19 protein-coding genes and 1 tRNA gene are annotated in these 19,512 nt (G+C 70.0%); 6 read left to right on the forward strand and 14 right to left on the reverse strand.

Features of this window, described 5'->3' with window-relative positions; translation table 11 throughout:
• Positions 1–65 precede the first annotated feature (65 nt).
• Complete coding sequence (abc-f, locus tag CFN78_RS06190; RefSeq protein ID WP_094861643.1) at positions 66–1,694, forward strand: ribosomal protection-like ABC-F family protein; 1,629 nt, start codon at positions 66–68, stop codon at positions 1,692–1,694.
• A 49-nt stretch (positions 1,695–1,743) separates the two neighbouring features.
• Here abc-f and bcp read toward each other — a convergent pair whose 3' ends face one another.
• From bcp to CFN78_RS06215, 5 genes are all read right to left on the reverse strand, one after another.
• The gene (gene bcp, locus CFN78_RS06195; protein WP_094861644.1) at positions 1,744–2,223 is read right to left on the reverse strand and encodes a thioredoxin-dependent thiol peroxidase; all 480 of its coding nucleotides are present in this window, start codon (positions 2,221–2,223) and stop codon (positions 1,744–1,746) included.
• A gap of 23 nt (positions 2,224–2,246) precedes the next feature.
• Positions 2,247–2,798, reverse strand: a complete 552-nt coding sequence (locus tag CFN78_RS06200; protein WP_240519301.1) for a hypothetical protein — start codon at positions 2,796–2,798, stop codon at positions 2,247–2,249.
• A 221-nt stretch (positions 2,799–3,019) separates the two neighbouring features.
• Positions 3,020–3,202, reverse strand: coding sequence for a hypothetical protein (locus CFN78_RS06205; protein ID WP_094861932.1), 183 nt, complete (start codon positions 3,200–3,202; stop codon positions 3,020–3,022).
• Between the two features lie 119 nt (positions 3,203–3,321).
• A complete protein-coding gene (locus CFN78_RS06210) occupies positions 3,322–3,585 on the reverse strand; it encodes a hypothetical protein (RefSeq protein ID WP_094861645.1) in 264 nt (87 codons plus the stop codon).
• Positions 3,582–3,830: a hypothetical protein gene (locus tag CFN78_RS06215; protein WP_094861646.1), complete on the reverse strand. Its 249-nt coding sequence runs from the start codon at positions 3,828–3,830 to the stop codon at positions 3,582–3,584. Before CFN78_RS06215 ends, CFN78_RS06210 begins: the two co-directional genes overlap by 4 nt.
• 108 nt (positions 3,831–3,938) lie before the next feature.
• Between CFN78_RS06215 and CFN78_RS06220 the strand changes: the two genes are divergently transcribed.
• Both CFN78_RS06220 and CFN78_RS06225 read left to right on the forward strand, forming a co-directional pair.
• Positions 3,939–4,814, forward strand: a complete 876-nt coding sequence (locus tag CFN78_RS06220; protein ID WP_165777466.1) for a helix-turn-helix domain-containing protein — start codon at positions 3,939–3,941, stop codon at positions 4,812–4,814.
• Positions 4,789–4,968, forward strand: a complete 180-nt coding sequence (locus CFN78_RS06225) for a DUF397 domain-containing protein (protein WP_240519302.1) — start codon at positions 4,789–4,791, stop codon at positions 4,966–4,968. Before CFN78_RS06220 ends, CFN78_RS06225 begins: the two co-directional genes overlap by 26 nt.
• A 221-nt stretch (positions 4,969–5,189) precedes the next feature.
• Here the strand turns inward: CFN78_RS06225 and CFN78_RS06230 are convergent, their stop codons facing one another.
• On the reverse strand, positions 5,190–5,624 hold the full coding sequence (locus CFN78_RS06230; protein WP_094861648.1) for an SgcJ/EcaC family oxidoreductase: 435 nt from the start codon (positions 5,622–5,624) through the stop codon (positions 5,190–5,192).
• A 165-nt stretch (positions 5,625–5,789) separates the two neighbouring features.
• A tRNA-Leu gene (locus CFN78_RS06235) sits at positions 5,790–5,863 on the reverse strand.
• 121 nt (positions 5,864–5,984) lie between these two features.
• Here CFN78_RS06235 and CFN78_RS06240 point away from each other — a divergent pair.
• Positions 5,985–6,206, forward strand: a complete 222-nt coding sequence (locus tag CFN78_RS06240) for a DUF3618 domain-containing protein (protein ID WP_094861649.1) — start codon at positions 5,985–5,987, stop codon at positions 6,204–6,206.
• Here CFN78_RS06240 and CFN78_RS30185 read toward each other — a convergent pair.
• Both CFN78_RS30185 and CFN78_RS06250 read right to left on the reverse strand, forming a co-directional pair.
• Entirely contained in the window at positions 6,203–6,823 is a 621-nt protein-coding gene (locus CFN78_RS30185; protein WP_338065511.1) for a hypothetical protein, read from the reverse strand. The genes CFN78_RS06240 and CFN78_RS30185 overlap by 4 nt on opposite strands.
• 198 nt (positions 6,824–7,021) lie before the next feature.
• Positions 7,022–7,600, reverse strand: coding sequence for a TetR/AcrR family transcriptional regulator (locus CFN78_RS06250; RefSeq protein ID WP_094861934.1), 579 nt, complete (start codon positions 7,598–7,600; stop codon positions 7,022–7,024).
• Positions 7,601–7,757: 157 nt separating this feature from the next.
• On the opposite strand from CFN78_RS06250, the gene CFN78_RS06255 reads away from it, so the two are divergent.
• Entirely contained in the window at positions 7,758–9,269 is a 1,512-nt protein-coding gene (locus tag CFN78_RS06255; RefSeq protein ID WP_094861650.1) for a flavin-containing monooxygenase, read from the forward strand.
• Between the two features lie 31 nt (positions 9,270–9,300).
• On the opposite strand, the gene CFN78_RS06260 is transcribed toward CFN78_RS06255, so the two are convergent.
• The 5 genes from CFN78_RS06260 to CFN78_RS06280 all read right to left on the reverse strand — a co-directional run bounded on the left by CFN78_RS06260 (position 9,301) and on the right by CFN78_RS06280 (position 18,072).
• Positions 9,301–9,798, reverse strand: coding sequence for a helix-turn-helix transcriptional regulator (locus CFN78_RS06260; protein WP_420807855.1), 498 nt, complete (start codon positions 9,796–9,798; stop codon positions 9,301–9,303).
• Between the two features lie 170 nt (positions 9,799–9,968).
• A complete protein-coding gene (locus CFN78_RS06265) occupies positions 9,969–11,651 on the reverse strand; it encodes an LCP family protein (protein ID WP_094861652.1) in 1,683 nt (560 codons plus the stop codon).
• A 160-nt stretch (positions 11,652–11,811) separates the two neighbouring features.
• A complete protein-coding gene (locus CFN78_RS06270; RefSeq protein ID WP_094861653.1) occupies positions 11,812–14,001 on the reverse strand; it encodes a phospholipase in 2,190 nt (729 codons plus the stop codon).
• A 65-nt stretch (positions 14,002–14,066) separates the two neighbouring features.
• Positions 14,067–15,428, reverse strand: a complete 1,362-nt coding sequence (locus CFN78_RS06275; RefSeq protein ID WP_240519303.1) for a GGDEF domain-containing protein — start codon at positions 15,426–15,428, stop codon at positions 14,067–14,069.
• 1,444 nt (positions 15,429–16,872) lie between these two features.
• Positions 16,873–18,072: an MFS transporter gene (locus CFN78_RS06280; protein ID WP_094861654.1), complete on the reverse strand. Its 1,200-nt coding sequence runs from the start codon at positions 18,070–18,072 to the stop codon at positions 16,873–16,875.
• 452 nt (positions 18,073–18,524) lie between these two features.
• Here CFN78_RS06280 and CFN78_RS06285 point away from each other — a divergent pair, with 452 nt between their 5' ends.
• Positions 18,525–19,475: an SDR family NAD(P)-dependent oxidoreductase gene (locus CFN78_RS06285; protein WP_094861655.1), complete on the forward strand. Its 951-nt coding sequence runs from the start codon at positions 18,525–18,527 to the stop codon at positions 19,473–19,475.
• The last annotated feature ends 37 nt before the right edge of the window (positions 19,476–19,512 follow it).

Below are 19,512 nucleotides of genomic sequence, written 5' to 3' on the forward strand. Positions count from 1 at the left end.
CCCCATGAATCCCGCACCGGCCAGGGCGGCTCCGGCGCGCCCGTGATCACCTCCGAGGTTTTTCTATGTCCGATGCCTTCATCGTCTGTTCCGAGCTGTCCTTCTCCTGGCCCGACGACACTCCGGTGTTCCGGGACCTGTCCTGCACGGTGGGCGCGGGCCGTACCGGTCTCGTCGCCCCGAACGGGGCGGGCAAGAGCACTCTGCTCAAGCTGATCGCGGGTGAGTACCGGCCCGGTGCCGGGAGCGTGTCCGTCCACGGGACGGTCGGTTACCTACCGCAGAGCCTGCCGCTGACCGGGAGCCTGACCGTGGCGGAGGTGCTGGGGATCGCTCCGGTGCTCCGGGCGCTGGAGGCGATCGAGTCCGGTGACACGGGTGAGGAGCACTTCGGCACCATCGGCAACGACTGGGACGTCGAGGAGCGCACCCGGGCGGAGCTGGACCGGCTCGGCCTCGGCGGCCTCGCCCTGGACCGGCGGCTGCGCACGCTCAGCGGCGGCCAGATCGTCTCGCTCGGCCTGGCCGCCCAGTTGCTGAAGCGGCCGGACGTCCTCCTGCTCGACGAGCCCACCAACAATCTCGATCTGGACGCGCGCCGCAGGCTGTACACCGTGCTGGACGAGTGGACGGGCTGCCTGTTGCTGGTCAGCCACGACCGGGTGCTGCTCGACCGGATGGACCGTATCGCCGAGCTCGATCGCGGCGAGATCCGTTACCACGGCGGGAATTTCACTGCCTACAGCGAGGCGGTTCGGGCGGCGCAGGAGGTGGCGGAGCGCAATGTCCGCAACGCCGAGCAGGACGTGAAGCGGGAGAAGAGGGAGAAGCAGCAGGCCCGGGAACGCGCGGAGCGGCGGGCCGGCAACGCCGCCCGCAACCTGAAGAACGCGGGGCTGCCGAAGATCGTCGCCGGGATGAAGAAGCGCAACGCGCAGGAGTCGGCGGCGAAGGCGGACGGGACGCATTCCGCGCGGGTGGACCAGGCGCGGGCGCGGCTCGACGAGGCGTCCCGTTCGCTGCGCGAGGACCAGCGGATCGCGCTGGAACTGCCCGCCACCAACGTTCCGGCCGGACGCACCGTCTTCCTCGGTGAGGGACTGCGGGTGCGCCACGGCGACCGGGACGTGTTCGCCGGTGTCGATCTGGCGATCCGTGGTCCGGAGCGGATCGCGCTGACCGGCCCCAACGGCACGGGGAAGTCCACCCTGCTGCGGGTGATCGCCGGTGAACTGGAACCGGAGGCCGGTACGACGAGCTGGGCGGAGGCCAGGGTCGCCGCCCTCTCGCAGCGGCTGGATCTGCTCGACACCGATCGCACGGTGGCGGAGAACCTGGCCGCGTTCGCGCCGGGGCTGGAGCTGGAGCGGCGGATGAACGTGCTGGCGCGGTTCCTGTTCCGGGGCCCGCGGGTGCATCTTCCGGTCGCGGCGCTGTCCGGCGGGGAGCTGCTGCGCGCGACGCTGGCCTGCGTGCTGTGCGCGGAACCGGCACCGCGTTTGCTGCTGCTGGACGAGCCGACGAACAACCTCGACCTGGTGAGCGTCGCGCAGTTGGAGAGCGCGCTGGCCGCCTACCAGGGCGCGTTCGTCGTGGTGAGCCATGACGAACGGTTCCTCGCGGAGATCGGGGTGGAGCGCAGGTTGCGGCTCTCCGGTGGCACCCTGCTGGAAGCCGGTCCGCCGGAGCTGTGACGAGCGCCGCCTCGGCGCGGGCGCAGCCCCGGGGTCGCGCCCGCGCCGCCTACTTCTCCAGCCGGAGATCCTTGATCAGCTTCGCCACGTGCCCGGTGGCGCGGACGTTGTAGCGAGCTTCGGCGATCCGGCCTTCCGGGTCGACGACGAAGGTGGACCGGATGACGCCCTGGACGACCTTGCCGTAGTTCTTCTTCTCGCCGAAGGCACCCCACGCGGTCAGCGTCGACTTGTCCGGGTCGGACAGCAGCGGGAAGGTGAGCTGCTCGGCCTCGGTGAACTTCGCCAGCTTGGCCGGGGCGTCCGGGGAGACGCCCAGCACCTGGTAACCGGAGTCGTTGAGCAGGGCGAGACTGTCCCGGAAGTCGCAGGCCTGCTTGGTGCAGCCGGGGGTCCCCGCGGCCGGATAGAAGTAGACGACCACGGACTTGCCACGGAAGTCACCGAGGGAGACGGTGTCGCCGTTCGCGTCGGGAAGCGTCAGTTCGGGGGCCGGGTCGCCGGGGGAGAGGCGCTGCTGCTCGGTCATGTGAGGAGACTAGCGGGCGGTGCTCACGCCTCACCGCGATAGCTGGCCACCACCGGAACCGCGCCGTCGGGCTGCACCGAGAGGGTGAGTTCGGCAGGGCGGGCGGGGACGGCAAAGGCCAGCATCAGCCGTACGTTGCGGCCCTGGGGGAGATCGGTGTCGGCGTTGACGACGCCGTTGAAGCCCTGCGTCGGGTCGACGACCTGTTTGGCGGGCGCACCGTCGATCCGCGCCACCGCCGTCAGGTTGGACAGCCGGAACGAGCGGGCACCCTCGTTGTAGAGCGAGACCTCGACGGCGACCGCACGGTCGCTGCGCGGGTAGGCGGTGTCGCTGGGGCGGAACGACTTGGGGGTGGAGATGCGCACCGTGAGCCCGCTGGCGAAGCGGTACTCGCTGCCGAACGTCAGCCCGGTGGGGTCGGCCGTGCTGCCCGCGGGCGCGGCGCCGGCCACGGGTCTGCCCGCGATACCGGGAGTGGGCCCCTCGCTCGCCTCGGTGGCACCGCAGGCCGTCAGGACCAGCAGTGCGCCCGCGGCCAGGATGCGGCCGGGCGTCCGCAGAGGCGCCAGCATCGTTTTCCACTCCTGGTAGTAGCGGGGGTCATCCGTTCGGCGGTGTCGCCGACGTCCTGAACCACTGTCCCGGTCGAGGGTCCGTGCCGCGAGCGGAACGCCGTGTTGAGGCGTAGCTGGTGTCCTGTCGTGGCCGTACCGTGATCGTTTCGGCACGCCTGGTGACAGATGGTCCCGATGCGTCTCGCCTTCCCGGATGTTCTCCGGGACTTCCGGCAGGCTCAGACGGCGAGCGCGAGGAACAGGATGAACACGGCGAGTCCCGCGAGCCAGGCGACGATGAGCCAGCCGAAGTCGCGCCACGGGTCGATCGCCCGGTTGTCCTCGCCCGGAACGTAGACCCCGCGCAGCTCGAACCAGTCGGCCCAGCGGACCAGCATCCGGAACGGATTACGACTGGACATCGGGCCCCCTTCCGGCGCGGAACACGCGTCACAGTACGACATTCCGTGGCCGGTGCGGCCGGGTGGAGCCCGGCCGGCGCGCGCGGGCACGGGGAACCACGTGCGCGCCGGCCGGGAGATCAGCCGGGGAAGCAGTGGCACGCCCGGTTCACGTGGTCGTCCACTCGGCAGACCCCTGGGCCAACCCGCCGTGTCACGACCGGTTCCGGTGCGGGTGCCCGTTCGGTCCCGGCAGGGCGCCGGGACGGGATGAGGTGCTCGAATCCGTGCCTGCGCAGCCAGTCGCGGGCGTTCTTGCGGTCCTTGCCCGCCGGTCCGAGCGCGAGTTCGCGGTAGTACCCGAGCTTGTCGGCCGACGCGGGACGACGGGGTGTGGCCGTCATGCCTGCCCGCCGCGTTCGCCGCGGACCTCGTCGCAGGCGGAGCAGTCGTAGATCCGCTTCGCGGCCCGGCGGGAGCCGACGACGTGGTTCATGCCGCAGAGCAGGTCGACCACGGTGCCGTTCCCCGGAGCCGTCTCGTGGTCGCTGAGGTGGCGGACGCCGCCGAGGACCGGCCGGTACGCCCGCTCGATCGTCTCCCCGCCCGTGTCGCCGGGGGCGCGGGCAGTCTGCTGGCCGGGCACCATCGCGCCTCCGTTCGGTGGGTCGACTGCGGCTGTATGCTCGCCACGAGCACATCACATCGTGCATGTATGCACAATGGAGAGAATGCAGTTAGCCCGGACGGAGCATCGATGTCCTCGAAGCCGCCGCTGCGCCGCCGCAGGCTCGCCCGGACCTTGCAGAAGCTGCGGGAGCAGAACACCGAGTTGACGGTCACCGATGCGGCGAGGGCAGCGGGGTTCTCCCAGGCGAAGTTGTCCCGCATCGAGGGCGCGCACATCGCGATCAGCGGGGACGACACCGACGCGCTGTGCACGGTGCTGGGCGTGCCGAGGGAACTGAGCGACGAGCTGGTGCAACTCGCCCGTCAGGCGAAGCAGCGCGGCTGGTGGCAGACCTATCCGGACAGCATTCTCGGCCGGTCCACCGACCTGCTCGAACTCGAAGCCGACGCCGTCACCGAGTACAGCTTCACCATCGACGTCGTCCCTGGCCTGTTGCAGACGGCGAGCTACGCGCGCACCATCCTGCGCGCCGCCCTGCCGAGGGAGCCGGACGAGCAGCTCCAGGAACGTCTCGACCTGAGGATGAACCGGCAGAAGCGGATCCAGACGGGCGAGCTGGAGCTGTGGGCGATCATCGACGAGCCCGCGCTGCGCAGGGCGGGATTCGGTGAACAGGTGATGGCCGAACAGGTCGAACGGCTCGCCGAACTCGCGGGCACACAGCAGGTCTCGGTCCAGGTCATCCCCGACGGAGTGGTGCACAGCGCGCTCAGTACGCCGTACTCGCTGTTCACCCTCGACGACGGTTACAAGTGCGTGGCCTGCGACAACCTCACCGGCGGGCTCTACATCGACGATGAGAACGAGGTGCAGTCCTACAGCGATACCTGGGCCAAGCTCGCCGCCAGGGCATTACCCTTCGATGAATCGGCCGAACGGCTGAGTGCGATTGCCGAGGAGCATCGGAGAAGGACTCGTGAACCTGGACCCCGCCCGCTGTGAATGGCGGAAAGCCACGGCGTCGAACAACAACGCCCAGTGCGTCGAAGTGACCAGACGGCCCGGCCTGACCGGGGTGCGCGACACCAAGGACCGCGGTGGCGGTTTCCTGGTGTTCTCGCAGCCCGCGTGGCAGGCGCTGCTGCGCCGTCTCTGACCCGGCCACGGCGACGTCCGTCCCCACCGGCCCCGGCACCCGGATGCCGAGCCGGCGCTGCGCCGTGTCCTGCCCGCCGTCTCGCCGCCGCCCTTGCCAGCCAAGTCTCTGCCGCCCAATCCCTTGCCGCCCAATCCCTTGCCGCCCAATCCCTTGCCGCCAAGCCTGGCCGGTGACGCGGGCCGGTCCGCCGGATGCGTTCCCCGGCGATGCGGGCGGACTCACCGTTGTCCGTCCCAGTCCAGCGGCTCCGTGTGCGCGAGGGCCTCGTCGCCCTCGGCGAATACGGCGAACTGGCTCCGGATCGTGTTGTGGAACGCCAGAATCAGGCCGTCGCGAACGATCTTCGTCTGGATGGCGTGGGTCTCGCCGGCGCGCGGCCCGGCGGGAACCAGGAGAGCGGACGTGGTGTGCACCAGCAGAACGCCGTCCGTCAGCGGGCGGGAGGACAGTTCGCGGAGGTCGAGCCGGGAGCCGTGATAGATCGTGTCGAAGACCTTCTGGTGCTCGCGGGCGATCACCTCTCGGCCGTGCTGAATCCGGCCCAGCACGTCCACGAACTCCGCGTCCGCCGCGAAGTGGCCCGCCCAGGCGGCGCCGTCGCCCGCGTTCCACGCCTTCCGGAGGCCGGTCATCAGCTCGTGCGTTCTCGTCATGGCCGCAGCGTGACACCTCGACCGAGGTAGAGGTCAACGCGCCGGAGACGGCGCGGCGACCCGCTGATCCGGCTCGGCCTGCTCGCCGGCCGCTCGGTCGCCGGGGCGAACGCCTACGACTTGCTGGTTTGCCCGGCGAAGCCGCGCGGGAACATGCCTGTCGGGTGGGCCCGGTGGGACTCGAACCCACACTGGCACGGACCTAAACCGTGTGCCTCTGCCAATTGGGCTACGGGCCCCATCTCGCCGGAAGAGCTTAGCGGGCGGGTGTGGCGCCGCCTTCGGCGTGCCCGTGCGGCGTCGCGGCCTCCGGTGATCTACCGTTGGGCGCCTGCACGGCATGCCTGGCGAGGAGGAACAGTGGCCCGCGATCCGGACACCATCGAGCGCGAGATCGAGAAGGCGCGCAACGCGCTGGCGTCGACTCTGGACGAGCTCGGCGTCAAGGCGAACCCGAAGCGGCTGGCCGACTCGGCGAAGTCGAGCGTGCTGTCGACCCTGGAGGAGCCGAAGGTGAAGTACCCGCTGATCGGCGTGGGCGCGCTGATCGGTCTGCTGCTGCTGCGAAAGCTGTTCCGCTAGCCCGCGGAGCTCGCCGAAGTGGTGGCGGGCTCGTCCCGGGTGGCCGCGGTGTCCTTCTCGCGATCCCCGGATGCCGTCTCGGTACCGGAGTTCCGTCGCGTCTCGGGGAGCTTCTTCGAGACGGCGGGAATGGGCTTCCCCGGCTTCGCGTCCCCGGCAGTCGTGGCGTCCTCGGACGGCGCCCCGGCCGTCTCCACGGCGACGGGCTCTCCGGTGACCTCGTTCTTCGTTTCCTCGCCCGCGATGCCTTCGGCCGGACTCCCGGCTTCCGGACTCCCGGCTTCGGAGACCGTGCCGTTCGTGCCTTCCGCCTCGGTGCCGTTGTCCTCCGCGGCCGGCGCTTCGTCCGCCGCCTGGGTCGCGGGGGCCTCGCTGGTCTGCGGCCGGGTCAGCCTGGCCGTCATGTAAGCGGTGGTGAACTCGAGCGCGCTGCCCCCCAGCAGGTGCACCACCGTCGGCGCCTTTCCCACTGGCGACAGCTTCTCGACAAGCTGGTCGGCACGGTCGCGCGCGGCGATGATGCCGGGCGCCCGTCCGGTGAACTCCTTGCCGAGCCCGGCGACGGTGATCGTCCAGTCGTCCTCGTCCTGCACGTATGTCGCTGTGATGGCATCCATCAGTCCCACCCCTCCCGTCTCCTGGCACCCCTGCACCCTGGGAGACCCGGTCACCCTCGCGGTATGACGCGAGATCACCTGTGACACGTTCCGGCGGACCGGAATCTTCCAGTTACAAGAATCTTCGGTCGTCCGCCTCGATCGGGCAAATCTGTGCCGCCGAGTGGGGGATACCAGGGGCGGCGGCCTCGACGCAGGTCAGCGCCGCGCGCGAACGCCCAGCCCGTGCCAGAGGATGTCCATCGCGTAGTCGGTGACCTGCTCCGGCGTCATGTCCTCGTGTCGTTCGCTCCAGATCGCCAGCCGTTCGGTGGCCCCCACCACGAACTCCGCGGACGCCTCGACGTGCAGCGGATCCGAGTCGTCGAAGTAGCCGGCCATCAGGAATGCGATCAGGTCGGTCTGCTGCCTGCGGGTCGCCTCGACCTCCTCGGCTGCCGAGGTGCCGTTCAGTGCGACCTCGTGCCGGAGCAGGGCCCAGGCCTCGCGGTGCTCGCGGATGAACACGAAGAACGCACGCAGGCCGTTGCGCAGGGATTCCTCGGCGTCGGCGGAACCGACGACGGCGAGCTCGGTGGCGTCGCGCAGCGCCGTGCGGGACTGACGGATGCAGGCGACGAGCAGGCCCTCCTTGGAACGGAAGTACTCGTACAGCATCGGTTTCGACACCCCGACCCGGTCGGCGATCTCGTCCATCGACGCGGCCACGTAGCCGCGCTCGGCGAAGACGGTCTCGGCGATGTCGATCATCTGACGCTCGCGCTCGGCCCTCGGCATCCGGGTGCGCTTCGGTGCCGAGTCGGCGTTGCGCGATGTCGACGTCACGAAACCCACTCTACCGGAAGTAACCTACTCCGAGTAAGATGGACTTCCGGTAACACCTAATACGCATCTTTCGGTACGCATCTCAGACGGAGAACGGAGGGACGAGCAGATGGGTGAGCGCGTCGAAGCTGGAGTGGTCATCGTCGGAACCGGGTTCTCCGGACTAGGGATGGCGATCCAGCTTCTCAAGGAGGGCCGCGAGGACTTCGTGATCCTGGAGAAGGCGCAGGACGTCGGCGGAACCTGGCGGGACAACACCTACCCGGGCTGTGCGTGCGACATCCAGTCGCACATGTACTCGTACTCCTTCGAGCAGAACCCGGAGTGGTCGCGCTCCTTCTCCAGTCAGCCGGAGATCTGGGAGTACATGAAGGGCGTCGCCCGCAAGTACGACCTCTACCGTTTCGTGCGGTTCGGCCAGGAGATGACTGGCGCGCGCTGGGACGCCGAGGAGCACCGCTGGTACGTGAACACCAAGGCGGGCGACGTGTTCTCCGGCCGGTTCCTGGTCAACGGTGTGGGAGCGCTGCACATCCCGCAGATCCCGCGGCTGCCCGGCGTCGAGAGCTTCCGCGGGGCCACTTTCCACTCCGCGCAGTGGGACCACGACTACGACCTGCGCGGCAAGAAGGTCGCCGTGATCGGCACCGGGGCCAGCGCGATCCAGTTCGTCCCGCAGATCGCCAAGGACGTCGAGCATCTCGCTCTCTTCCAGCGGACGCCGCCGTGGATCATGCCCAAGCCCGACCACGAGATGCCGGACTGGGCGAAGAAGGTCTTCGCGAAGGTCCCGGGTGCCCAGCGGGCCTACCGCAACTTCCTGTACTGGATGCTCGAGGTCCGTGCGGTCGGCTTCAACGGTCACCCCGGCGTGATGAAGCTCGGCCAGAAGCTGGCCAAGTGGAACATCGACAAGGGGGTGAAGGACCCGGCGCTGCGCGCGAAACTGACGCCCGACTACACCATGGGATGCAAGCGGGTGCTCGTCTCCAACGACTACTACCCCTCGCTGAACCGGGACAACGTCGAGGTGGTCACCGACGGCGTCGCCGAGGTCCGCGAGCACAGCATCGTCGACACCGCCGGGGTCGAGCACGAGGTCGACGCGATCATCTTCGGTACCGGCTTCCACGTCACCGACGCCTTCGACGATCTGGAGATGATCGGGGAGGGCGGCCGCAACCTCGGCAAGGAGTGGGCGGGCGAGGGCATGCAGACCCACCTCGGCATCACCGTCAACGGGTTCCCCAACCTGTTCTTCCTGCTCGGCCCGAACACCGGGCTCGGCCACAACTCGGTGGTGTTCATGATCGAGTCGCAGATCCGCTACGTGGCGGAGGCGATCCGGCTGGTGGAGGAGTCGAAGGCGCGGGCCATCGACGTTCGCAGTGACACCCAGGCGCAGTTCAACACCGGCATCCAGCAGAAGCTGGACAAGGGCATCTGGACCCAGGGCGGCTGCACGAGCTGGTACCTCGACGCCAAGGGCATCAACCGCACGGTCTGGCCGGGCTTCACCTGGCGCTACTGGATGCGTACGCGCAAGCTCCGCAGTGCCGACTTCGAGCTGGTCGGCAACGCCGAGGACGCCCGGCCGATGGCCGACCAGGCGTCCGGCTGACCGGGCCCCGGGCGTCCCCCGGTGGCGCTGCCTAGGGGGACGTCCGGATGCCGGACATGGCGTGCAGTCTCGCCAGTAGATCGTTGGCGGGCAGCCCGCACAGTTCGGCCATCCAGTCCAGCGCGCCCAGCTCGACCTGTAGCTCGGGAACGGTGGCGGTGGTCAGCCGGTCGGCGGCCCAGCGTCGCAGCGGGATCAGCTCGGGCTGGTCGTCGGCGACGATCCGGGGCAGGTCGAGGCGCACCCTGCCGGGTTCGTCGGCGAACACGCGCCGGTGCACCCGGGCGAGCAGGTTCTGCGGCAACTCCTCCATCGCCACGCACAGCTCGACGAGGCGGACCACCGAGCAGTGCCGGGTGCCCAGCTCGTAGGTCGCCAGCGTCTGCAGGGAGATCTCGCTCTGCAGCCTGTCGTTGAGGTCCTTGCGAGTCCAGCCGCGTTTTCGCCGGAGTTTCCTCAGTTCCTCGCCGAGTACGCGTTGGTACGCCTCCCCGTCGATCCGCACTACGTGCCCCCTGCCCTCACCCATGCGTAGTCCAGCGTCCCGGCTCCGTTGCCGGTCGAACGCGAGCGTGCTTCACATGAATGAAAACGGCCGAAGCGCTCCCACTTACGCGGTTTTCCTGGATTGGCAGGGAGAAACCGCAGAACTGGGCTGAACGAGTTAACCCTTTCGGGTGGCTCGCCCGCCGCCGTGGATCAGTTGACGCAGGGAACGCCCTCGGCGGTGATCGGGGGCGGTTCGGGAGCGGGCTGGCGGGCCGCACCCGGGGCACCGGCACCGCCGCCCTGCGCGTTCGGCCCCGAGGACGTGGTGCTGCCGCCGGGACCGGAGTAGTCGGAACCCAGCAGCACCGTCACCCGGCCGGCCGAGATCGACGGGTCCTCCTCGACGGTGCCCGAGCCGCCGAGCGCCTCGGCCACCTTCGCCGCGGCGTCCGCGCCACCGGCACCGTGCCGGATGACCGTCGACTCGCGGGACTCGGCGTTCGCCGTGTCGCCCGCGGTGAAACCCTTCTCGGTGAGCGCCTGGGAGACCTGCGCGGCGAGTCCGGTGACGCCCGAGGCGTTGCGCACGTCGACCGTGGTGCCCGCGTTCTCCTCGCCCGGTGCGGGCGGTGGTGCGGGCAGGCCGCTGGAGGTCTGCACGAACTCCGAGATCTGCCGGGGATCGACCTCGATGGCGTCGCCGTCCTCCGGGGTGTCGATGTAGGCACCCACCGGGACGGTGCGGAACTCGAGCTGCCCGCCGGTCAGGCCCTTCATCTGCTGGGCGAAGCCGATGATGTCCCAGCCCTCGTTGAGCACCACGGACTTCTTGGTGGCGTCGATCAGGCCCTGCAGCTTGCCGGGGTCGGCCAGCGTGCCCGCCGACAGGATCTTCTTCGCCAGGCCCGCCATGAACACCTGCTGGCGGACGACGCGGTCGAGGTCGTTGTTGACCAGCTCGTACCGCTGGCGGACGAACGCGAGCGCGTCGCCACCGGAGATCGTCTGCGGTCCCGCCTCGAAGTCGGCCCCGGAGAAGGTGTCCTTGACCTTCCTGTTCAGGCACACGTCGACGCCGCCGACGGCCTGGGTGATGTCGTAGAAGCCGAGCAGGTTCACCGAGGCGTAGTTGTCGATCGTGACTCCGGTGAGGCTCTCCACCGTCTCGATCAGCTTCTTCGCGCCTTCCTGGTTGCTGCGCAGCTCGAGTTCCTTGGCATCGGTCACGCCCTCGCCGGGGAGTCTGCGCAGTGAGTCGTTCTTCGCGCGCACGTACGCCGAGTTGACCTTGTGCGTGCCGTAACCGTCCGGGATGTCGACGTAGGAGTCGCGCGGGATGGAGAAGGTGACGGCCTTGCTGCCGTCGTTGGGAACCCGCAGCAGCAGGATGGTGTCAGTGTTCAGCGGCTCGTCGGCCGCGCTGGCCCGGAGCTGCTCCAGCACTTCCTTCGGCAGCGGGTTGCCCTGCGCGTCGGTGCGGCTGTCCAGGCCGACCAGGAGGATGTCGCGCGCGCCGTCGGCCGGCTTGTCGCCGCCGCCCTCCTCGCCGATCACGTCCGAGGTCGTCAGCCCGTCGACCAGGCCCTTCATCGCCGCCCACGCGTAGCCGGTCATGCCCATCACCAGGACGGAGAAGATCGCCAGCGCGATCTTCGCGGCGCGCGGGCCGCGCCGGGACGGCGGGGGTGGTGGTGGGGGCCTGCGGTGATCGCGCGGCTCGCGCGGCGGCGCGGCGGCGTGCCCCTCGGGGGGTGGACGGCGGCGGGGCGGCACCGGTGGTCCGGGCGGCCGTCCGGGACCGCCGCGTGGGTGCGGGCGGCCGTCCGGGCGGGACTCCTGCCACGGGCGTGCGGGACGACGGTCCCGGCCTCCGTTCCGCGGCTGCTCTTCCACGCCCAACAGCTCCCCTCGTCAACGCCCGCTCGTTGTGTGCGGTCTGGTCAGTGGACGCCCGGCCCGGGGTCCGGGTTGTCGTAGCGTGGCATATCGATCTGTGATGGTCGTTCACCACACCCGGCCGAGGGCGGGGCGGTTCACTCGTCGTGAGTCCGTATCACCCACCGTGTTCGGTCGCCAGAGCCTGCCTCGAGCGTCCGCGGACGACGACGGTGCAGGCCAGCGCTGCCACGGCGAACAAGGCCGTGCCGCCGTGCACGAGCAGGCCGAGCCGGTCGACCTGCTGGCCCGCCGTGGCGGCCAGCAGTGACGGGGCGCAGGCCAGCACCGTCAGGGCCCACGTGCTCGCCCGCCCGCTGCTGCCGATCCGCACCGTGTGCAGCAGAACCACGCCGAGCAGCAGGTGGACCAGGCTCTGGATGGGGTCGAGCGAGATGCCCGGTACCGGCGAGGGGACGGTGCCGTCGCTGAACCCGCTCAGCGCGAAACCGAAGACGCCGAGCGTCGCGTAGCCGACACCGAGCACGGTGGCCGACCGTCCGAGCAGCGCCCCCAGTCCGGCGTCCACCGGCTCGGCCGACGGTGGCGCGGGCGGGCCGGCGTGGCGTTCGAACCAGCGGAACACCAGCGCCGCCGGTGCCGCCAGCAGCGCGAGCGCCAGCAGCGATCGCGGCTCGGCCAGCACGTCCAGTCCGCCGTCCAGCCTGCCCGGCAGGTAGACGACCGCGACCACCAGCAGCATCACCGCCAGGAAGGAGAGGTAGAGGCTCATTGGCGCGCGCAGGACCGTCGTGGTCACGCGCAGCGCGGTGGCGTTCGCGGCGAAACGGCGCAGCGGACCGGCGAGCAGCCCCAGCACACCGAGCTGGACGATGCCGAGCAGCAGGACGGGCAGCGGTGGGCCGGCCAGGGGTTCCGGGGCTCCCGGCAGTCCGAGCAGCACGGGCGGGCCGGAACCGGTGATCGCGATCGCGGCGAGACAGCCCATGGCCGCGACCGCGACGATCGCCGTGGTCACCGGACGGGGCCTGCCGTAGGTGGCGTGGCAGAACGCCGCCTGCTGGGCGAGCAGGGCGAGCACCACGGCCGACACGTAGTGCGGCAGCGGCGTCGTCCACGCCCGCGCCAGGGTCTCGGCGGTGACCAGCACGCAGGCGAGCGCCGCCATTGTCAGCCGCGGCCGTATCCGGTGCGCGGCCAGCAGCGGCGGTGTGGCCACGATCGTCAGCAGGTAGACGCCCAGTAACCACAGCGGGTGCAGCGCGATCCGCAGCACGTGCGCGGCGGTGCCGCCGGGAATACGCAGCAGCTCCAGCGCCATCGGCACCGCGAAGGCCACCACGGCGAAGATCAGTACCGGGCGCAGCAGCCTGCCCGCCCGGTGCGCGAGGTACTGCCGGTACCCGCCGCCGACCGCGCGCACCGCGTGCCAGCCCGCCGCGTTCGCGTGCCCGCCCGCGAAGAAGAACACGAGGGAGAGCTGCGCGAGCCAGGTCAGCGGCCAGAGCCAGCCGGGACTCGCGCCCGCCCAGCGGGCCAGTGCGACGACCGACTCGCCGAGGACCATCGTGGCAATCGCGGCGACGCCGAGCAGCGCCCAGCGGCCCGCCGAGGAGGCCGGGGCACGGGGTCGCGCGCCGGGCGGCACGGTCGCGAAGGCCGCTGTCCGCCGGTTCCGCAACCAGCCGCGCAGCCGGACGACCAGCAGTACCCCGATCACGGCCAGCCCGGCCAGCGCGGGACCGATCGGCTCGCCGATGGGCGGGCCCCACCGCTGGTGCCAGGAATTGAGCAGCATGCCGAACGAGTAGGCGGAGGCGACGACACGGCAGGTGCCCGCGGAGTCCATCGGATTGAGGTCGCAGGCGGCGTGCATGTCGGTGGAAAGCCGGTCGTCCAGGGCTTCCCGCGCGTCCGGGCCCAGCGGGCTGCCCTTCGCGGCGGCGTACCGGAGCAGGTCGTACCCGAGGTCGTGCGCCTTGCACGGGACCGAGTAGTCCCAGCGGGTGTTGTCATCACCCCACGGCGCGGAGCAACCGCCGTCGACGTGCACAGCGCGGACCGTTCCGTCCCGCGCCGGCATCCGGTCCGGGAGGACGCCGGTCACCTCGGTGAAGTCGGCGGGCAGCCGGTCGAGTGCGGTCGGCGCCGGGCCGGGGGCGAGCAGCGCGTCCACCGCCTGCCGGGCGGCCGCGAGATCGCCCCGTGGCGGCCCGGGATCCGGACGGGCCTGCGAGCGGGACGCGACGAAGCCGAACCCGACGACCACCAGCACCAGCACCAGTGCCCACGCCGAGGTCCGCAGCGGCCTGCGCACGGGCGGAGGTCCGTCGGCGGTCGCGGTCATGCGGTACAGGATTCCAGCGCCACTGTGGCGGGGGCACTCCGGATGTCCCCCATTTCTCCCTGAGGTCACCCCTCGGTGCGCTGTGCGGGTGGCACCGAGGCGTCCGGCGGCACGTCGGCGGCGAAGCGCACCAGGTTGCGTCCGCTCTCCTTGGCGTCGTAGACGGCACCGTCGGCGGCCTGCAGCATCGCTTCGAGCGAGTCGGCGTGCCGGGGATACACGGCGACACCGATCGAGGTGGTGCGCCCGGCGACCGTGGTCTGCCCGCCTCGCTTGTCCGTGGTGACGATCCGCAGATCCTCGATCGCGCTACGGACACGTTCCGCGGCGAGTTCGGCGCCTGCCCTGTCGATGTCGGGCAGCAGGATCAGGAATTCCTCGCCGCCGAAACGGCCGACCACATCGGCGGGACGGGTCACCTCGCCGAGGGTCTGCGCCACGGATCTGAGCACATCGTCGCCCGCTGGGTGTCCGAAAGTGTCGTTGATCCATTTGAAATGGTCGAGATCGATCATCAGCAATGCAAGTTCTTCGGACGAACGACTCGCTCTGTTCAGCGCGCGTTGAGCTGATTCGGTCCAGCCGCGCACGTTCAGCACGCCGGTTTTCGCGTCGGTGCGCGCCTCGGATTGCAGTTGGTTTATTTCGGCCAATCTGTTTCCGACCACGCTTACCAGAACCAGAATGATTATTGAAGGTGGCAGATTGACGAGTAGCACCGTCGCGATCGTGCCGAGTCCGATGGTAGATGCCTCGAGGAGATTGTCGGACTTGCTGCCGAGTACGTTGCGCAGGGTCGGTGACGCGGTGCCGCCGAGTGCCAGCAGGGAGCCGATGATCAGGGCCTGCACGAGCGCGTAGGCGAACCCGACGAGCATCAGCAGTGCGAACATCCGCAATCCGTTGGATTGGTCCAACCTGCTGATGTCGTCGGCCGCGAGTGCCTCGAAAAGCCGCTGTGCCACCAAAGCCGCCACCGCGACGGTGAACGTCGTGAAGACGAACTTGTGCGGCGGGCGGCGCGAGTTGACCCATCGCTGGCCGCGGACGATCGCGATCAGCAGCAGCGTCAGGTGGATCGGCAGCAGCAGGGCCGCGGGGAAGGTCCAGATGCCGCTGAGGTCGATGTGCACCGACGCGATCCGGTTGCGGCGGCGTTCCTCCTGCCGCCGGGTGAGCTGGATGTGCAGCGTCGCGCAGCCGGCCAGCGCCGCCAGCCGGGTCCAGTCCGTAGCGGTCACCTCGCCGGCCGTGGCGATTCCGAAGGACAGCAGGACGACCGCCGCGATCTCCCAGACCGCAAGGAAAACGATCATGCCCCGTGGTTTGGACCACAGGTCCCAGCGTCGCGGGGACGCCCGCGAGTACCGCCGCACGGCGGTGCTCCCACCGGCCTGTTCCTTGACGGTGCGTGTTCGCTCGGGCACTTTCTCGGCGTATTCGGAATCGTTATCGGATTTTTCCGCGGCGGTGGGCTCGCCGTCCGTGTGCAGGACTTGCTGCCGGTGACGGCGCGGACCGGGTGTCATCGTGCGAGTCCTCCCGGTTCGGTAGTCAGCGGCGGATTCGGCGGGCAAGCGGTCTCGGCTGTGGGATCGGTGTTAATCACCGGTATCATCCCACCGTCGAGTTGTCGGTGTTCGCACTGCAATGATTGTCCCCGAATTGATCAGCGGTCCACTCGTGAAGTCTTCGCGATGAGGTGATTTTCCCATGCTCGGCGGAAGGCACCGATCGTGGCGGTTGGTCTCGGCGATTCCGGGTACGAGACGGAGGGTGTCCGGCGGATGCCGGATCGCGTGGTGCGAGTCCGGGGACGGTCGTCGCTCGTTGTGCTTCTGGGAGGTGTCCCGCCATGTCGGATCGTGAGGCCTGAACGTGCGGAGTGTTCCAGTTCTCGAACCCGCGGGGTACGGAGGTGAGCCGGATGTCGGATCGTGAGGCCTGAGCCGCGCGCACGAATTTGCTGGTATGCAAGAAAAGGCGAGACGAAAGGACGGTGCCCGATGTCGGACCGCGAAGCGTGAGTAACCGGGATTGACGTACGGCGGAGGAAATCGCAGCAGGGAAGGAGAGGGCGCATGTCGGACCGCGAGGCGTGAACATCCGTTCGAATGGCAGTCGAGGATCGGCGAGATCGGAGGTGAGCAGGGTGTCGGACCGCGAGGCGTGAGCACGGAACCGGGAAAAGCGGGGCAGCACGGGAAACGAAGTGGAGGTGGCCACGAGATGTCGGACCGCGAGGCATGAGCCGGGCAGCGACGGAAATCGACGAGCAGCGAGGAGGTGGACCGCGATGTCGGACCGGGAAGCGTGAATTCCGAAGTCATTGAAAGTTCTAACGACCAGTGGGCGAGGCGGAGGTGACCCGAGATGTCGGACCGTGAGGCGTGAAATACCGGACAGCGACGGCAGGCCGTGAACGAAGAAGGACCGGAGGTGAGAAACGTGTCGGACCGCGAGGCGTGAGATCCCGGATCGGGAATGGACGGCAGTACCGAGATGACGGCGAAGGCCTGGACACACGGAGAGGTGGACCGCGATGTCGGACCGCGAGGCGTGAACGGATACCCCATCGACCGCACGAGCGGCACGTGCGCCAGCACGAGCGACGGCACGAGCGAACGACCGGGACGCGAAGGACGGAACGTGCAGGACGCCGAAGACGGGCGGAGACCCGGATTCCGGCGAGGACGAGGACGAGGTGGAGGTTCCGCGATGTCGGACCGTGAGGCGTGAACGAGGGCAGGACCGGCGGCAGCGGTCCGCACGACGGTGCCGGGGACGTCCCGGCCGCCAGGCGCCGGCGATCCGGCGATGTGCCGGCGTGTCCGACCGTGCGGCATGAGACCTACAGACGTGTCGGGGTGATCAGCCGGCCTCGTCGACCCGGGGCGCCTGCTGATCCTTGTGTACCCGGGACCAGGACAGCGCCACCGGCGCCGCGAGTACCACTCCCAGAACCCCGGCCAGCGCGATCGTGTTCGGGACCGAACCGATCAACTCGGCCACCGCGCCACCGAGCGCGACCCCCACTCCCTGCGCGACGCGCAGCCCGGTCCGGTACAGGCCCCCGGCAGCCCCGCGCATCTCGTTCGGCACCCAGGTGTTGAACGTGGCGCCGACGGTGATGATGTAGGCACCCGCCGCGCCGGCGAGTGCGAGCAGTGCCAGCGCCAGCCCGAGGTTCGGCTGCACGGCGAAGCCGATCAGCACCCCGCAGGACGCGACCGCCAGTACCCCCATCAGTCGCAGCCGTGATTGCGCCGACGCGTACTTCGAGAGCAGGTACGCGCCCAGCACGAATCCCAGCGGGTCCGCCGCGAGCAGCCAGCCGACCGCCTCCTGCGGGGCACCGATCTGGTCCGCCAGTGGCGCCGCGAGACCCTCCGGGACGACGGCGAGACCGACCAGCCAGGACAGCGCCAGCAGCAGCCGGAGCCTCCGCTGCCCGAAGACCCAGCGGGCCCCGCCGAACCAGCTGTCCGACTTCTTGCCGGCCGCCGGACGGGCCCGCACCCAGAGCCGGACCACCAGCGCGCTGATCGCGAACGTGACGGCGTTGCACGCCAGCGCCCAGGACGTGCCGACCAGCGTCACCAGCAGCCCGCCGCCCGCCAGGCCGAGCAACATCACCGTGTTCGTGGTGATGCCGCGCAGGTCCTGGCTGCGCAGGTACAGATCGTCGTCGGTGAACACCTCGCGGGTGACGGCGTTCTGCGCGGCATTGGCCGGGGCCACCACGAGCTGCACGGCGACGACCAGCGCGCAGAGGGCGACCAGCGGCATGCCGGGCACCGCCATCAGTGCGACCAGCGCCGCCTGGATCAGCGCGCACGTGGTCAGCAGCGCACGTCGCGGGTAGCGGTCGGCGAGCTGGGAGAGGCCGAGCCCGCCGATCAGCGCGGGCAGGAAGGTCAGCGCGTAGACGCCCGCCGCCCACAGTGCCGAACCGGTGCGCTGGTAGACCATGATCGCCAGCGCGACCTTGGCGAGCTGATCGCCCGCCGCTGACTGTGCCTCGGCGAACCACAGCGCCCTGAACTCGACGTTCTGGAGTACCACTCCCATGCGGGGTGCCGTGCTGGTGCTCACCGGTCGGCCACCTGCCCCCTCCGCCGAAGTCCTCGCGTCCGTCCTTCCCCGCCCGCCGGTGCGGTGGTGCTGCGACGGCGATGCGAGGGCCACCGGGTCCACGTCACCGGCGACACGTTCAGTATGCCGTCGGCTACGGGGAGACGAACAGAGAACCACGCCTGAACAGGACGAATGGCGGGTATCAGCCGTCCGCTGGGTGACCGATTCACCACTGTGGGTATGCGCGGGGTGGTTCTCCGCGCTCCGGCCGACCCGCGCGGCACTTTCACCGCACCGATCAGCACTCACTCGTTCGGCGCAGCGCAGCCGCCGCTCGTCGCGGCCCGGGGTGCACGGCCGCGACCGCGGCCAACACTGGGAACAAGAGCCGGTGGCAGCGAGCGAACCAGGAGCTGTGTCGGGGCCGGCCGGGGCGGAGGAGCGACATGGGCACCGTCAAGGGCGGCGACACGGGCACCGGCAACGGGTCCGCGGGAACGCTCGCCGGGAAGGCCGTGGTGGTCACCGGAGCGGGCCGGGGTCTCGGCGAGGCGTTCGCCGTGCACGCCGCGCAGGCCGGAGCCGCGGTCGTCGTCAACGACATCGACGCCGAGCTCGCCGATCGGACGGCGGCGGGTATCCGGGCGCACGGCGGCCGGGCCGTGGCCAGCGGCCACAATGTCGCCGACGCCGAGCAGGCGCAGGCGATCGTCGACACCTGCGTCGGCGAGTTCGGCGGCATCGACGGCCTGGTCAACAACGCGGGCCTCAACTACGAGGCGCTGCCGTGGCAGGACGACCCCGCCAGGGTGCGGGAGCTGGTCGAGGTGAACGTGCTCGGCGTGATCTACACCGGCATGGCCGCCGCGAACGCGATGATCGCGCAGGACACGGGCGGCTCGATCGTCAACATCTCTTCCGGGGCCTCGCTCGGGCAGCGCAAGCTGGGCGCGTACAGCGCGAGCAAGGGAGCGGTCGCCTCGCTGACCTACTCGTGGGCGCTCGACATGGAGGAGGCGGGCATCCGCGTGAACGGGGTCTGCCCGCTGGCCCACACCCGGATGGTGTGGAAGTCGGAACGTTCACTGCGCAACTGCCCGCCGGACCGCACCCCCTCGCGCATCGCACCGCTGGTCCTCTACCTGCTCGGCGACGACTCGCGTGGCATCACCGGCCAGCTCGTCCGGTGCAACGGGCCGCAACTGCACATCGTCGGCCACCCGCACCTCAAGGCGCCCATCCTGGAACGCGCCGTCTGGGACACCGAGAGCGTGCGCGGCGCGTTCGAGGAGGTTTTCAGCGCCCACCTGGAGCCGTACGGGCTGGAGAAGCGGGTGCCTCCTCGGCTGCGCAAGTGGACCGACGGTTCGGCGGCGACACCTCTGCGCAGCGCCTGACGGACCGGTCCCGGCCACCGCGCCGGGACCGGCGCCC

The organism is Amycolatopsis antarctica (genome assembly GCF_002262875.1).
Classification (GTDB): Bacteria; Actinomycetota; Actinomycetes; order Mycobacteriales; family Pseudonocardiaceae; genus Amycolatopsis; species Amycolatopsis antarctica.